The sequence below is a fragment of the Pseudomonas sp. CH61 genome (assembly GCF_059429415.1).
In genome coordinates this window covers 6,478,643-6,494,796 of sequence record NZ_CM182098.1, presented here as the reverse complement: position 1 = coordinate 6,494,796, position 16,154 = coordinate 6,478,643, and the positions used below count along the sequence as shown (strand labels likewise).

Below are 16,154 nucleotides of genomic sequence, written 5' to 3'. Positions count from 1 at the left end.
AAGCAGACAGCCAAGAAAAGCGGCTTGCCAGCTTGTATCCCAAGGAATACGATCCCGACATGATCGCTTTTGAACGATCCCGCATATTTTCCGAATGGCTCGACTCCTTGAAAGACATCAAAGGGAAAGGCCGAATCATCTCCAGAATTAAAACAGCCGAAAATGGGAACTTCGGTGATTGCGGGTTCGTCGGTGACACTGTTTATGAAATGCGTGTTCATTACGGCCCCGGTTACAGGATGTACTTCACACGCAAAGGCGAAGTGATTTATCTGCTGCTGATCGGGGGCGACAAATCGACACAAAAAAGAGATATCAAACGCGCCGTGCAGATGGCTCATAACATCGGAAATGAGGAGTAAATCATGACCGAAGAATTCGCCCGTTTTGACGCCGCCGAGTACCTCAAAACTCCCGAGGACATGGCGGCGTATCTGGATGCCTGTTTTGACGACGATGAAGGCGACGGCGTCCTTATCCGTGCAGCGCTCAATGACATCGCCCGGGCTCAAGGCATGACACAAGTGGCGCGGGATGCAGGTTTGGGCCGCGAAAGTCTTTATAAAGCGCTGAGTAGCACTGGCAATCCCGAATTCGCAACTATCATGAAAGTCATGAAGGCTCTGGGTTTGCGATTGCATGCCGTAACACTGTGAACGCGCTGCGACACCAAACCGCACGACGCTTTTTTACTTATCGGCCTTGATCAGGCTAAATAGCCGCGCCTGATCGCCCACCCAATGGATCTGTCCCATGAACCGACACCGGCTAGCAATTGCCTGGATCGCCTGCTTTGCAGTGCTGTTCAACATGCTCGCCATGCCGATGACCGGGGCGATGGCGCAGGCGGCCAATTCACCGGCCGAGCAATTGCTCTGGAGCAGTTTCTGCACCGGCAGCGGGACCAAGATGGTGGCGATCAACATCGGCCCCATCGATCAGAAAGCCCCGAGCAACGACACTCATACGAACATGCAGCATTGCTGGTGCTGCTCAGGCTCTGCGCCATTGGTGGCGCTGCCGGGGCATTCGCCGCAGCTGTATTTCGCCCGTTACGAAAGTAATCGCAGCGTGGCGCCCGCCTTGCTGCAAACACCGACGCCGCGTCAGCAATGGCCGAGTCTCAATCCCCGTGCATCCCCTCTGGTTTGATTTGTTCGCGCAATTGACCTGCGTTTCAAATCGTTCTGGAGAACTGCCATGTTGAACAAACTCATCGTAATCGCTGCGCTGCTGTTGCCGGCGTGCTTTGCCCATGCCCACGAATACAAGGCGGGCGAACTTGAGATCGCCCACCCGTGGTCGCAGGAACTGCCGCCGAATGCACCGACGGTCGCCGCCTATTTCATCATTCACAACGCTGGCAAGACTGACGATCGTTTGCTCAGCGTCGATTCGCCCATCGCCCCCGAAGCGCAACTGCACGAACACGTCATGCAGGGCGATCTGATGAAGATGCAGCAAGTGCCGAGCGTGGCCATTCCGGCCGGCGGCAACGTGACGTTTGCGCCGATGGCCTATCACGTGATGCTGCTCAACCCGAGCGATCGCAGCCTGCTCAGCGACGGCAAGCGCTTCCCGCTGACACTGCATTTCGAGAAGGCTGGTGACGTCACCGTCGACGTCTCGGTGCAGAAGAAGCCGCCGGAAACCACGCAGGCCCACGCGCACGCCCAGTAAGCCTTCCGGCAGACTCCGCCCTTGTGCCCGCTGAGCGCCAGGCCCTCCCGGCAACGCCGTCAGACTGAACACCTGACTCGCGGCAGCTGGATCGCCCTGTTCGCCATGTTGATGATCTTCATCGGCCCACTGATTTCTCAGTCGATGCCGATGGATCAACACGCCTCGACATCGATGCCGATGAGCATGGACATGTCGATGGACATGCCGGGCATGGATCACAGCGGCCATGATGCACAACCGACGGCAGAACACTGCCCGCCGCAATCCTCGCACCACGTACTGTGGGAAAAATGCGGTTATTGCAGCCTGCTGTTCAATTGCCCGGCACTGACCGGTGGCGGCGATTTCGTCGCTTTCAATATCCCGCCGCTGAACACCTTCACCCCACCCGCCCCACGCCTGGGTCATGCCCGGCAGACCTTTTTTCCCGGCGCGCGCAGCCGCGCCCCGCCCGTCGCAGCGTAAACACGCACCTTTGATTGCACACGGTTGAGAAGACAGCTTCAGGCTGCCGGCTGTGTCGTTTACGACTGTTTGATGGAAATTGTCATGTCCAGGTTTACTGCTGTTCCACGCTCGGGCACTGCCCCGGCGTCCTTCGCTTTGAACGAATCGCGGATTCGTTTCAGGCACGCTACCGCCGTCCTTTGCGGCGTTCTGCTGTCTCCGCTGGTATTGGCCGATGATCACGCCGGCCACAACGAAGAACTCAGCCCGACGGTGATTACCGCGATCGCCCCGAGTTCGCCGCTGACCATCGTCACCAACCCCAAGGATCCGCGCCAACCGGTGCCGGCCAGTGACGGCGGCGATTATCTGAAAACCATTCCCGGCTTCGCACTGGTACGCAATGGCGGCACCAACGGTGATCCGGTGCTACGCGGCATGTTCGGTTCACGCCTGAACATCCTCACCAACGGCAGCATGATGCTCGGCGCCTGCCCCGGCCGGATGGACGCACCAACCTCGTATATCTCACCGGAGACCTACGACAAACTCACCGTGATCAAAGGCCCGCAAACCGTGCTATGGGGTCCGGGCGCATCCGCGGGCACGGTGCTGTTTGATCGTGAGCCGGAAAGCTTCGGCGAACTCGGCACCCGCGTGAACGCGAGCATTCTCGCCGGCTCCCACGGACGCTTCGACAAAGTCGTCGATGCCGCTGCCGGCGGGCCGTTGGGCTACGTGCGAGTAATCGGCAACACCGCGCATTCCGACGATTACCGCGACGGCAACAACGACATCGTCGCCTCACGCTACGACAAGTGGAACGGTGACATCGCGGTGGGCTGGACCCCGGACGCCGACACCCTGATCGAACTCACCGCCGGCAAGGGCGATGGTGAAGCACGCTACGCCGGACGCGGCATGGACGGCTCGCAGTTCCTGCGCGAAAGCCTCGGCCTGCGTTTCGAAAAATCCAACATCACCGACGTGCTGGAGAAACTCGAAGCGCAGGTCTACTACAACTACGCCGACCACGTGATGGACAACTACACCCTGCGCACGCCGTCCGGCACCGGGATGATGGCCGGGCCCATGGCCTCCAACGTCGACCGCCGCACCCTCGGCGCAAGGATCAAGGCCACTTGGCGCTGGGCTGATATTCAACTGATCACCGGCCTCGACGCACAAACCAACGAACACCGTCAGCGCAGCGGCATGGGCATCGACACCTACAAGGATCAGCCGTACAGCAAGGACGCCGATTTCCATAACTACGGCGTGTTCAGCGAAATGACCTGGTACGCCGCCGACCGTGATCGCCTGATCACTGGCGCCCGCGTCGACCGCACTTCGGCCAAGGATTACCGGCAAACCACCGGCTCGGGAATGATGACTCGCCCGAACCCGACCGCCGACGACACCCGCGCCGACACCCTGCCGAGCGGTTTCATCCGCTACGAGCATGACCTCGCTGACAGCCCGACCACGCTCTATGCAGGCCTCGGTCATGCGCAGCGTTTCCCGGATTACTGGGAGCTGTTTTCGCCCAAGTCCGGCCCGGCAGGATCGGTCAACGCGTTCGATTCGATCAAACCGGAAAAGACCACCCAGTTCGACTTTGGCGTGAACTACAAGAGCGCCGACCTCGAAGCCTGGGCCTCGGGATATATTGGCGTGGTCCGCGACTACATCCTCTTCGACTACACGCCCGGAATGATGGGCATGAGCACCTCGCGCGCCGAGAACATCGACGCGCGAATCATGGGCGGTGAACTCGGTGCCGCGTACAGACTCACCGACCACTGGAAAGCCGATGCGACCCTGGCCTACGCCTGGGGCAAGAACAGCAGCGACGGTTCGGCACTGCCGCAGATGCCGCCACTGGATGCACGTTTCGGTCTGACCTATAGCGAAGACAACTGGAGCGCCGGGGCACTGTGGAGAGTAGTTGCCGCGCAAAACCGTATCGACCAGAACAAGGGCAACGTGGTCGGCAAGGATTACGACAAGAGTTCGGGCTTCGGCGTGTTCTCGCTTAACGGTGCCTACCGGATCAACAAGAACTGGAAGGTCAGCAGCGGCGTCGACAACCTGTTCGGCAAGGCTTACGCCGAACACCTGAACCTGGCGGGCAACGCCGGATTCGGCTACCCGGCCAACGACCCGCAAGCGATCAATGAACCGGGGCGCACGCTCTGGACCAAGGTCGACATGAGTTTCTAACAATCACCCACCCATGTGGGAGCGACGGTGCGACGATTCGACCTGCTCGCGAAGGGGACGGCACATCCAACGTTGATGTCGTCTGGCACGACGCCTTCGCGAGCAGGTCGAATCGTCGCACCGTCGCTCCCACAGGGTTGCAAAACAACTAGAAGATCCAAGCCAAGCGGAGCACACGTGATGAAACAGCCCAAACCGAATTTCTACAACCTGGCCTGGCGTTGGCATTTTTACGCAGGCCTGTTCGTCGCCCCGTTCATGGTGATGCTGGCCCTGACCGGCATCATTTACCTGTTCAAACCGCAACTCGATTCACTGATGTACAACAGCCTGCTCAATGTCCCGGCCGGCCATCACACGGTGCCGGCCGATGACCTGCTGCAACGGGTAAAAAGCGCTTACCCGCAAGGCCAGGTCACCCAGTACCTGCCGCCGGTGAATGCCGAACGCAGCGCACAGTTTGTGGTGAAAAACGCCGGCCACGAACTCAACGTATTTGTCGATCCGTACCACGGCGACATCCTCGGCGAGCAGGATGCCAAGCAGAATCTGCAAGCCATCGCCCGCGCGATCCACGGCGAATTGATGATCGGCACCGTCGGTGATCGCCTTATCGAAATGGCCGCCGGTTGGGGCGTGGTGCTGGTGGTGTCCGGCCTGTTCCTGTGGTGGCCGCGCGGTCAGGCAGCGGGCATTTTGTGGCCTCGGCTGAACAGTCGCGGCCGCGTGCTGTGGCGTGATCTGCACGCGGTCACCGGGTTCTGGGGCGCGACACTGTTGCTGGTGATGTTGCTCAGCGGCATGAGCTGGACCGGTTTCTGGGGCAAGCAATACGCCCAGGTGTGGAACGTGTTCCCGGCGGCGATGTGGGACAACGTGCCGACCTCCGACGTCGAGGCGCGCAGCCTGAACACCGCCACCCGCCAGACCGTGCCATGGGCGATGGAAAACACGCCGATGCCGATGTCCGGCGACCACGCCGAACACATGAACCACGGCGCCACCAATGCTGGCCCCGCAGCACCCGCCATCAGCCTGCAAGACGTGCAGAACATCGCCTCCCAGCGCAAGGTCGAGCCGGGTTACAGCATCACCCTGCCGACCACCGCCACCGGCGTGTTCACCATTGCCGTGTTCGCCGATGACCCACGCAATGACGCCACCCTGCATGTCGATCAGTACACCGGCAAGGTCCTCGCCGACGTGCGTTTCGAACAATACGGCAGCGTCGCCCGCGCCACGGAAATCGGCGTGATGCTTCACGAAGGCAAGATGTTCGGCACCTTCAATCAGATCGTTGTGCTGCTGATCTGCCTGATGATTCTGCTCAGCGCCGTCAGCGGTGTGGTGATCTGGTGGAAGCGTCGGCCACAGGGCAAATTCGGCGTGCCACCGCTGCGTCATGACTTGCCGAAATGGAAAACCGGCGTGGTGATCATGCTCGCACTGGCGGTGGTGTTCCCATTGGTGGGGGCGTCGTTGGTGGTGGTGTGGTTGCTGGATCGAGTGCTGCTGTCGCGCTTTGGCCGGCAGCCTGAATCTGCCTCGACGTAAGTGAGACTCTGTGTGGAGTGGCCGCCGACGGCGGCACACTCCTGTTATGTCGCCGCTAAATCGAGCGTTACAACTCGTCCCTGACTCGTGCCCCACCCTCGGTTGCAGGCTGCTGGCGGCGCACTCTCCAGCCGGCGCCCATGCGACCGGTCTGACGCCAGTAATGCCCCGCGACCAGCACTCTGAATTCGCCCAGTTCCATGAGCTGCGAAACGAATTCGCCAGGGCTTAGCCGGCTGACCCAACGCCCGGCTTCGAAATCCACCGGTCGGGTCAGCAACAAATCCCTCTCGGCTTGCGAGTAAACGGGCGTGTACTTGATCAACACCCGGTCAGGCGTTGAGTAGTAATAATCCTGAATATCGAAGCCCTGGCTCTTGAGTTCATGTGTGTGCGCATGCACTCGCGCAGGCGCAGCGAAATTTGCTCTGACATCATCCGTGTCCGGTGCGAGCGTGGTATTGCCCGAAAGATGGAACTGGTGACTGGCCACGGGTGTGTAGCCCTTGGGGTAGCGCGCCGCCGGAGTGCGCCAACTGATCGCGGGATCGCTCGGCGAGCGGAATATCCGCAGGACGGGATCCTCTGCATAGGCTGACCAGGCTATTGGCTCGAGCGGGACGAAGCGACTGCTCGTCGAGCGCGACAGAATCGCGCCTTCGTAACCGGTTTCGCTGTGAGCGATATCGTCCGTGCGTTGTTGCGCATAGCGGGCGGCATCGTCGGGGTGATGAAAAACCGGTCCCAGCGCCGGCACCGGGTTATCTCGCCAGCGTTGCTCGCTCGAAGCATCGGCCATACGCGCTTGCCAGTGCTCATCCACTTGACCATGCCGCGACCAGTAATCACTGGTTTCAATGACGTCGAGCCGGCCGGCCCTGGCCATCCGGTGCACGTAGTCTGTAAATCTGAATCTGCCCTTGGCAATGTCACGTTCATCAATCGCTGCCTGTTCGCGCGATACAAAAGCATTGGGGCGCAATTCAACTTGCCCGAACTTGTCGTAGAACACACCCGGCTCAAATGCATGCAGTTGCAGTTTCAACAACGCGCCATCGGCACAGGAAATGTAGATCGGTTTGTACCCCTGCGGCGTACTGGCCCGTCGGCAGGCTTGCTGGACATCGTTAGGAGTCAAGAGGAAATGGCGCAAGTCATCGGGCCGTGCGTCGAGTGGCGGCAGCGCTGCACGCAGATATATCGAGTCCTGCGCATACCCTGAAAGCAGTTGTGCCTGAGCGAACACCCGATCCACAGCCAACTCAGAACGTTGCACTTCAACGGGCAGGCTGGCGAGGAACAAGCCGTCCCGAGAGCGCAGTATGAATCCGAAAGTCTGCGTGTCCCTGCTCACCAACACTTCATGAACATACCGGGCGGCAGCATCGGCCTGGATAAATACCGGACTGCACAACGGGGCGCTTGTCGCTCTGGTGTAATCCATTACGGATTGCAGATCCGCGGAGTAAGAACTCCAGCGACTCACCTGGCGCGGCAAACCCCAGAGGTCACTGCCGATGACAACCTGCAAGTAACCCGCCTTAGCCAGAGCGTCGACCCATTCACTCGGTTTCAGTTTCGCGCTACGTATGCGCTGTTTTATCGCGTCGCCATCCAGGGTGGCAGGAACCGATTTGTAATCCGTCAGAACGGCCACCAGATCCGCTCGCAGACGATCCCATATTCCCGGTTGATAGCGGATCAACGAACCGTCGGGGCCGAACAGGTATTCATCCCACGCCACTCTTGGCAGCCGTGTGAAGGCTGAGTACACGGTGTCGACCGACAGCATGTTCAGATAGATCTGCTTCTCGACACGAGAAAAAATGACCGACAGCGCCCTTGCGACTCTGGATCGATAACGCGCCGTGATCCTGCAGCCAGCAGGAAACAATCCGGTGCTCTTGGCTTCATCCGGAAAGATTTCGCTGATGTCGAAATCCTCCCGCGAAACCTCGACAGGCGTCGTGGCCACATAAAGGCTGTCTGGCCTTTGTACAATTACGCCGCCGAAAATCCTGTCGGTGAGACGAGGCAATACCGATCGGGCAAATGCTGCCGCATCATCAGCGCGTTGAAACGCGGGGCCGAGCCATCGACGCTGCAGATTCGCGAAGGGCTGCCACGTTGGCGTGACCTGCCCTGAGCGATCCCAGCACAGGCTCGTGCGCACCACCGAAAGTTCACCGCTGGCGGCGACTTCATGGACGAAGTCAGTCGGCAACCACTTTCCGGCGGCGAGGTCTTGCTTGATCTGGTCAAGTGTTGTCTGGGACGTGTCATCGTGGAACAACTTGCTGGCCGTATTCCTTGCGTACTTCAGCAGAGCACCGTCCCGAGCGGCGAGATAAAACGCTGCGGGCGACGACGCGATGACAGGCCGACGACCACCGTAGTACATCGCGGCGGTCAGATGGTCTGGCGATATAAAATACTGCCCCAGCCAGTCCTCGGGGCTGCTCGATGGTGCTCTTGTTCGCTGATGCACATAAAAGCTCCCATACATCTCAAAGCCTTCCGGGTACTGGTGCCAGGGTGCCGACCGTCGAGACGCAAACACCGACTCCAGTCGAAACAGATGGCTGTCCTGAGCACTGACGGGAAACATCTCAGTGCCAATGTACTCTTCCCGAACCTCGTGTTTGAGGATGAATCCGAACCAGGCTCGGCTCTCATCATGCAAGCGTCTGTCGCGAGCAAACAGATGCTGTGCCGCTTCGTCCGCTGAGGCATAGACCGCACCGTACATGACGAACGCCGGCCGCTTCCATGGCAAGGGCCAAAGCGCTATGGGCCGGAGTGAAGGGGATGAGGGAAACGGCGGTAGCGTTGGTTGGGGCAACGACGGCGTTGGCAGCGTCGGAAAAGGCGTCGTCGGTTCAGTAGTCGTCGCCTCCGGGGATGCCGGTAGACTCCAGTCCGGAGCTATTTGTCCGCGGTAGCCCCACAACTCGTTATCCAGCAAGTTGAACAACCCACCGGCAGTCGCCTGCTCCCTGATGAAGTCTTGCGGTCGTTTGCTGCCCTTGGCCAGTTCCAGAGCCAATGGACCGGGGTGCAAGTGTGTTCCCAGGCGTCTCGCCAGATCCTTCGCAGCCAGGGTCGCGTAAGGTGCGAACCTGACCAGGCTGTCCTTGGCGGCAGAGCAATACACAACGACCTTATCGAGCAACACCTGGCGGGTCTCTTCGACACTCAACATCTGCAGGCTTAGCAACGCCTCCTCAAACGTCCATTGCAGGTACTCGATATTGACCGGTTCAAGCTGCGACAACGCGACGTGGGAGACATAACGGGCATGTAACACATGGTCATCGGGAAAAACCGGGCGCCCTCGATTGTCCCGAGGATAAAGCTGCTCTTGGCCAAGCACATCGATGTCCCCTTCCTGCGGTTCGGTGACAACAAAGCGTTTGTCGCGGCGTTGAAAAACGTAGCCTGCGAACTGTCGATCGCGTCGGATACCGACTTGTTCATGCGCATACCGGGCGGCGTCATCGGCGGATAAAAACGCCCGACTCAATGACGGCCAAGGGAAGTCCGCGAAAGGCGCCCACTCCAGGTCCAGCACGCCCAGACGTCCCCATAGCCCACTGCCCCGCACAACTTCCACCTGGCCGGCCAATATCAGCATCGAGACAAATTCCCGTGGCTGCAATGCCCCTTTCATTAGCCTGGATTGCACCCCGGCATCGCTGATCGAGCCGTTGGAATGCTCGATGCTCAGCGCACGTTCAATCTCACTGCCGCTGAAGCTGTACTTCAACATGGAGGCATCGTTGGCCTGCATGTACAGCGACACAGGCCGGCGAGCCGCCGCGAGCTTTCTGCTCCGGCCATGACAGGCAATGGCCAGGGCTATTTCCTGCGGCGTGAAGAAGTTCTCGTAGAGCCACGGTTGCGCAGGAGGAAGCTGCGAAGGGTCCGGGCGGGACGCGTAGTAGAAGCCTTCCAGCTCATAACCTTTGGGCAGCTGCAATTGACCATGAGCATCCGCCGCAAAGATCTTTGCAGGATCCCATGACGCCAGCCCGGCCGCCCGCCCATGGGTCGCGACATACTCCTCGCCGGCAGTTCTTTTCAGCAACAGCCCCCAGGTTTGCGCGCCTCTGGATTTCAATGCGGCGAGAACGGCGCGTTCGGCAGTGACACAGACGCGGGTCATCAGCGGCAACCCGGCCACCCTGCCGTTGGCAAACGGCTGGCCGGCTTTCCAGTCCGGCGGCACTTGACCAACGGAATGCCCCCAGTCTGCGTGCGAAACAATGACTTTCAGTTCACCCACGGACGCGACCTTGTTGATGATGCTCATCACGTCATAAGCGCCCACCGGATTACCGGTCGGCGAGCCGGCCTTGCGCCAGAGGTAGTAGCTGAACTCCTCTTTCGAGCCACTCGGCGAATATTTGAGCAAGGTTCCATCGGGTCCGGACAGATACGCACTGCGAAAAAAGTCCTTCGCTGCCACATCCGCGACGAAATCCAGATCGGAGAAAAAATTGATGAACAGCCTTGTCAGCCTCTCATCCTGACGTGGGTTGGCTTTGCGAACTTCCTCGTACAGAGGCGCATGGCAATGCAGATTCGCCACACATTTGTATCCACGAGGGTGCACGTATTGCCCTGCAGCATCGACTTCGATAATGGTGCCGAAATCGAAGCGGGTGACCTCTCCCGGAATGGGTACGGTGGCGACAAAGCGTCCATCCGGACGCAGCAGAATCACGCTGCCATATTCCCTGTCCGGCTTCAGGGGAATCCGGTTGTGCACCCAATAGGCTGCATCTTCCTCCGTGAGGAACGCGGGACTCAGGGTAGGCAGCCTGAACTTGCGGGAAGGTTTTGCGGGGCCTGACACGTCATTCATCTTGAGCATCCTTCGAAAAATAATCGGGATAACGATCGAATGAGTGTGGTCCCGCAGGCCTGCCGGACCGTGGTACATGTTTATCGTTTATGTATCCTCATCTGCCAACACAGGCGCGCCCCAATCTGGCGCAACTCGACGCACCAACACCCGCACTCTGTGCCTTACTGGTGCGCGCTACTGCGGCGCAACCGCTCTAACACGACATTTCCCTGCCCATTCCCGACCGGGCACAGCCCTTGCAAAACACCCTTCAGTCGTCCGCATCTGCCAACCAGAAAAACTTCAAATGTTCATGGAGATCGCACAATGAAGCGTCGCAGTTTGATCAAGGCTTTCACACTCACGGCATCCATTGCCGCGATGGGCATGACCTGGACTGTCCAGGCCGCCGAGACCATCAAGGTCGGGATTCTGCATTCGTTGTCCGGCACCATGGCGATCTCCGAAACGTCGCTCAAAGACATGGCGCTGATGACCATCGACGAGATCAACGCCAAAGGCGGCGTCAACGGCAAGATGCTTGAGCCGGTGGTGGTGGATCCGGCGTCGAACTGGCCGCTGTTCGCCGAAAAAGGTCGGCAGTTGCTGACCCAGGACAAGGTCGCCGTGGTGTTCGGCTGCTGGACTTCGGTATCGCGTAAATCGGTATTGCCGGTGTTCGAAGAACTCAACGGCCTGCTGTTTTACCCGGTGCAATACGAAGGCGAAGAGATGTCGCCGAATGTCTTCTACACCGGCGCCGCGCCAAACCAGCAAGCGATCCCCGCCGTTGAATATTTGATGAGCGAAGAAGGCGGCAGCGCCAAGCGCTACTTCCTGCTCGGCACCGACTACGTCTACCCGCGCACCACCAACAAGATCCTGCGTTCGTTCCTGCATTCCAAAGGCGTGGCCGACAAGGACATCGAAGAGGTCTACACGCCGTTCGGTCACAGCGACTATCAGACCATCGTCGCCAACATCAAAAAATTCTCGGCTGGTGGCAAGACTGCGGTGATCTCGACGGTCAACGGCGACTCCAACGTGCCGTTCTACAAAGAGCTGGCCAACCAGGGCCTGAAGGCTACCGACGTGCCGGTTGTGGCGTTCTCGGTCGGCGAAGAAGAACTGCGCGGTATCGACACCAAACCGCTGGTGGGCAACCTCGCGGCGTGGAACTACTTCGAGTCGGTTGAAAACCCGCAGAACAAGAAGTTCGTCGCTGACTGGAAAGCCTACGCGAAGAAACACAACCTGCCGGGCGCCGACAAAGCCGTGACCAACGACCCGATGGAAGCCACTTACGTCGGCATCCACATGTGGGCGCAGGCGGTCGAGAAAGCCAAGTCCACCGACGTCGACAAAGTCCGCGAAGCCCTCGCCGGGCAGACCTTTGCCGCGCCGTCGGGCTACACATTGACCATGGACAAGACCAATCACCACCTGCACAAACCAGTGATGATCGGCGAGATTCAGGCCGATGGTCAGTTCAACGTCGTGTGGCAGACCGAAGGACCGATCCGCGCGCAACCGTGGAGTCCGTTCATTCAGGGCAACGACAAGAAGCCGGATTATGCGGTGAAGAGCAACTGAGGCGGATTCAGTTTTTGAGGTGGGCTTGAGATTTCCCCCCTCACCCCAGCCCTCTCCCTCAGGGAGAGGGGGAAAGGGAGCCGATCTTCATGCTTTTCAAAGCCTGAGTTCGGCTCGAGTTCGCAGGTCGCAGCACATCGTCCAAACACCTCGGTCAGTCCCCTCAATTTCAAGAGAGTGAGGGGGAAAGGGAGCCGATCTTCATGCTTTTCGAAGCCTGAGTTCGGCTCGAATTCGCAGGTCGCAGCACATCGTCCAGACACCTCGGTCAGTCCCCTCTCCCTCCGGGAGAGGGTTAGGGTGAGGGGGCGGTTGAACAGGACACCACTAATGCCCACTGCCATACACCGCTTTCTCATAGCCATCGCACTCTTGCTGCCAATGCTGGCCCATGCTGGCGACGCCGAAGACTTCGTCGCGGCCAATCCCGTGCAACAGGCCAAACTCCTGGAAACCTGGGCCGCGCAGCCCGATCCAGCCCGTATCGAATTGATCAACGCCCTGCAACAAGGCGAGTTGACCATCGACGGCCAACCCAAAATCCTGCGCCTGAACAATCGCCTGCGGGGTCTGATCGACACCGCCATGGCCAGCCACCAATTGCTCGCCGCCGACGCCAAAATCCGTCTGACCGCCGCGCAGCAATTGCAGAAAAGCGCGAAACCCGCGCAGCTGAAATTCCTCGACCAGCAACTCGCTGGTGAAAAAGATGAAGGCGTGCATGCCGCCCTGAGCCTGGCGCTGGCCAATCTGCAGTTGGTCGACGCTGACCCGGCCGTGCGCCTCGCGGCCGTACGGTTGCTCGGCGAAACCGGCGATCCGCTGGCACGCACGCGCCTCGAAGGCCTGCTCGAACCCGGCGTCGAGAGCGATGCCGGCGTGCGCACCGCCGCTGAAACCAGCCTCGCTCAGGTCAAACGCAAACTGCTGGTCGGCGAGATCCTCGGCCAGGCCTTCAGCGGCATGTCGCTCGGATCCATTTTGCTGTTGGCGGCACTTGGTCTAGCGATCACCTTCGGCCTGCTCGGCGTGATCAACATGGCCCACGGTGAGATGCTGATGCTCGGTGCCTACTCGACCTACGTGGTGCAGTTGATGTTCCAGCGCTACGCCCCCCAAGCCATCGAGTTTTATCCGTTGATCGCACTGCCGGTGGCGTTCTTTGTCACGGCGGCAATCGGCATGGCGTTGGAGCGCACGGTGATTCGTCACCTCTACGGCCGCCCACTGGAAACCCTGCTCGCCACCTGGGGCATCAGCCTGATGCTGATTCAGCTTGTGCGCCTGTTGTTCGGCGCGCAGAACGTTGAAGTGGCGAACCCGGCGTGGCTGTCCGGTGGCATTCAAGTGCTGCCGAATCTGGTGCTGCCGTACAACCGCATCGTGATCATCGCTTTCGCCCTGTTTGTGGTGGTGCTGACCTGGCTGCTGCTGAACAAAACCCGCCTTGGTCTCAACGTCCGCGCCGTCACCCAGAACCGCAACATGGCGGCTTGCTGCGGTGTGCCGACCGGTCGCGTCGACATGCTCGCCTTCGGCCTCGGCTCGGGCATCGCCGGTCTCGGCGGCGTGGCGCTGAGCCAGATCGGTAACGTCGGCCCGGACCTCGGCCAGAGCTACATCATCGACTCGTTCCTGGTGGTGGTGCTTGGCGGCGTTGGCCAACTGGCCGGCAGCGTGCTCGCCGCGTTCGGCCTGGGCATCGCCAACAAGATTCTCGAACCGCAGATCGGTGCGGTGCTCGGCAAGATCCTGATCCTCGCGCTGATCATTCTGTTTATCCAGAAACGTCCGCAAGGCCTCTTCGCACTGAAAGGACGGGTGATCGACTGATGAATCAGCCTCTGCTTGTTTCCGCTACACAAAAGGCCGGGCCGAAAGTCACCATCGCGATTGGCGCGGTGATTCTTGCGCTGCTGATCGCCCTGCCGCTGCTGTCGTTGTTGCCGACGGAAAGTGCACTGTCGGTCTCGGCGTACACCCTGACGCTGGTTGGCAAAATCCTCTGCTACGCCATCGTCGCCCTGGCGCTGGATCTGGTCTGGGGTTACGCCGGTTTGCTCTCGCTGGGTCACGGTCTGTTCTTCGCGCTCGGTGGTTATGCGATGGGCATGTACCTGATGCGCCAAGCGGCGGGCGATGGTCTGCCGGCGTTCATGACCTTCCTGTCGTGGACGGAATTGCCGTGGTACTGGACCGGCACCAGCAGCTTCGTCTGGGCGATGTGTCTGGTGGTGTTGGCGCCGGGATTGCTGGCGCTGGTGTTCGGTTTCTTCGCCTTCCGCTCGCGAATCAAAGGCGTGTATTTCTCGATCATGACCCAGGCCCTGACCTTCGCCGGCATGCTCCTGTTTTTCCGCAACGAGACCGGGTTTGGCGGCAACAACGGCTTTACCAATTTCCGCACGATTCTCGGTTTCGGCATCACTGAACCGGGCACCCGCGCGGTGCTGTTTCTGGCCACGGTGTTGCTGCTGGTGGCGAGTCTGTTCATCGGCTGGCGCCTGGCGCAAAGCAAATTTGGTCGTGTGTTGACGGCGCTGCGCGATGCGGAAAACCGCTTGATGTTCTGCGGCTACGACCCACGCGGGTTCAAGCTGTTCGTGTGGGTCTTGAGTGCGGTGTTGTGTGGTCTGGCCGGGGCGTTGTACGTGCCGCAAGTGGGCATCATCAACCCGAGCGAAATGTCGCCGACCAACTCGATTGAAGCGGCGGTGTGGGTGGCCCTCGGCGGTCGCGGCACGCTGATCGGCCCACTGCTCGGCGCCGGTGTGGTCAACGGCATGAAGAGCTGGTTCACCGTGGCGTTCCCGGAATATTGGCTGTTCTTCCTCGGCGCGCTGTTCATCGTCGTGACGCTGTACCTGCCCAAAGGCGTGATCGGCCTGCTGAAGAAACGAGGTGAACAATGAGAGTCACAGCGAGCGCGGAATTCATGCTGGAACCGGCCTTCTTTCCCGTCGAACCGAACAAGGACGCCGGCACCAGCCGCGACTCGATCGGCCTCGGTCAGCGCGTCGGGCCGGGCCTTGATACCCGTCACGGCACGATCCTCACCCTGGAAGACATCAGCGTCAGCTTCGACGGCTTCCGCGCGCTGAATAATCTCAACCTGTACATCGGCGTCGGCGAATTGCGCTGCATCATCGGCCCCAACGGCGCGGGCAAAACCACGCTGATGGACGTGATCACCGGCAAGACCCGGCCGAGTCACGGCAAAGCCTGGTTCGGCGAAACCCTCGACCTGACGCAGATGAGCGAAGTGCAGATCGCCCAGGCTGGCATCGGCCGCAAGTTCCAGAAGCCGACGGTGTTCGAAGCGCTGAGCGTGTTTGAAAACCTGGAGCTGGCACAGAAAACCGACAAGTCGGTGTGGGCCAGTTTGCGTGCGCGATTGAGTGGCGAGCAGAAGGACCGGATCAGCGAAGTGCTGGAAACGATTCGCCTGACCACCTCGGTCAATCGTCAGGCGGGGTTGCTCTCTCACGGGCAGAAGCAGTTTCTCGAGATCGGCATGCTGTTGATGCAGGACCCGCAATTGTTGCTGCTCGATGAGCCGGTGGCGGGGATGACCGATGCGGAAACCGAGTTCACCGCTGAACTGTTCAAGAGCCTGGCGGGCAAGCATTCGCTGATGGTGGTGGAGCATGACATGGGCTTTGTCGGCTCGATTGCCGACCATGTGACGGTGTTGCACCAGGGCAGCGTGCTGGCCGAAGGCTCGCTGGAACAGGTGCAGGAAAACGAGCGCGTGATCGAGGTTTACCTCGGCCGCTAAAGCTGCAAACACCGATCAAAACTGTAG

12 protein-coding genes are annotated in these 16,154 nt (G+C 59.9%); 11 read left to right on the top strand and 1 reads right to left on the bottom strand.

Annotation, left to right across the window (positions count from 1 at the left end; genetic code table 11):
- The first annotated feature begins 59 nt into the window (after nt 1-59).
- The 7 genes from AC5SEM_RS29145 (at nt 60) to AC5SEM_RS29115 (ending at nt 5,907) form a co-directional block, all read left to right on the top strand.
- Nucleotides 60-362: a type II toxin-antitoxin system RelE/ParE family toxin gene (locus AC5SEM_RS29145; protein ID WP_122606498.1), complete on the top strand. Its 303-nt coding sequence runs from the start codon at nt 60-62 to the stop codon at nt 360-362.
- A gap of 3 nt (nt 363-365) precedes the next feature.
- Nucleotides 366-656 carry an addiction module antidote protein gene (locus tag AC5SEM_RS29140; protein WP_007914567.1) on the top strand — a complete coding sequence of 97 codons (291 nt, stop codon included), beginning with the start codon at nt 366-368 and terminating at the stop codon, nt 654-656.
- Between the two features lie 97 nt (nt 657-753).
- Nucleotides 754-1,152 carry a DUF2946 domain-containing protein gene (locus tag AC5SEM_RS29135; protein ID WP_116031771.1) on the top strand — a complete coding sequence of 133 codons (399 nt, stop codon included), beginning with the start codon at nt 754-756 and terminating at the stop codon, nt 1,150-1,152.
- 48 nt (nt 1,153-1,200) lie between these two features.
- The gene (locus AC5SEM_RS29130; protein ID WP_137217653.1) at nt 1,201-1,680 is read left to right on the top strand and encodes a copper chaperone PCu(A)C; all 480 of its coding nucleotides are present in this window, start codon (nt 1,201-1,203) and stop codon (nt 1,678-1,680) included.
- Nucleotides 1,681-1,701: 21 nt separating this feature from the next.
- Nucleotides 1,702-2,148, top strand: coding sequence for a DUF2946 domain-containing protein (locus AC5SEM_RS29125; protein ID WP_495471836.1), 447 nt, complete (start codon nt 1,702-1,704; stop codon nt 2,146-2,148).
- 84 nt (nt 2,149-2,232) lie between these two features.
- Nucleotides 2,233-4,353 (top strand): TonB-dependent copper receptor, encoded by a 2,121-nt coding sequence (locus AC5SEM_RS29120; RefSeq protein ID WP_495471835.1) that lies wholly within the window; start codon nt 2,233-2,235, stop codon nt 4,351-4,353.
- 180 nt (nt 4,354-4,533) lie between these two features.
- Nucleotides 4,534-5,907 (top strand): PepSY-associated TM helix domain-containing protein, encoded by a 1,374-nt coding sequence (locus tag AC5SEM_RS29115; RefSeq protein ID WP_495471834.1) that lies wholly within the window; start codon nt 4,534-4,536, stop codon nt 5,905-5,907.
- 67 nt (nt 5,908-5,974) lie between these two features.
- Here the strand turns inward: AC5SEM_RS29115 and AC5SEM_RS29110 are convergent, their stop codons facing one another.
- Nucleotides 5,975-10,774, bottom strand: a complete 4,800-nt coding sequence (locus AC5SEM_RS29110; protein WP_495471833.1) for a DUF4329 domain-containing protein — start codon at nt 10,772-10,774, stop codon at nt 5,975-5,977.
- Nucleotides 10,775-11,083: 309 nt separating this feature from the next.
- On the opposite strand from AC5SEM_RS29110, the gene urtA reads away from it, so the two are divergent.
- The 4 genes from urtA (at nt 11,084) to urtD (ending at nt 16,127) form a co-directional block, all read left to right on the top strand.
- Nucleotides 11,084-12,349 carry an urea ABC transporter substrate-binding protein gene (gene urtA, locus AC5SEM_RS29105; protein ID WP_007914554.1) on the top strand — a complete coding sequence of 422 codons (1,266 nt, stop codon included), beginning with the start codon at nt 11,084-11,086 and terminating at the stop codon, nt 12,347-12,349.
- 330 nt (nt 12,350-12,679) lie between these two features.
- Nucleotides 12,680-14,182: an urea ABC transporter permease subunit UrtB gene (gene urtB / locus AC5SEM_RS29100; protein WP_495471832.1), complete on the top strand. Its 1,503-nt coding sequence runs from the start codon at nt 12,680-12,682 to the stop codon at nt 14,180-14,182.
- Complete coding sequence (gene urtC, locus AC5SEM_RS29095) at nt 14,182-15,261, top strand: urea ABC transporter permease subunit UrtC (protein WP_495471831.1); 1,080 nt, start codon at nt 14,182-14,184, stop codon at nt 15,259-15,261. Before urtB ends, urtC begins: the two co-directional genes overlap by 1 nt.
- Nucleotides 15,258-16,127, top strand: coding sequence for an urea ABC transporter ATP-binding protein UrtD (urtD, locus tag AC5SEM_RS29090; protein ID WP_007918913.1), 870 nt, complete (start codon nt 15,258-15,260; stop codon nt 16,125-16,127). The genes urtC and urtD overlap by 4 nt, the downstream gene beginning before the upstream one ends.
- Nucleotides 16,128-16,154 lie beyond the last annotated feature (27 nt).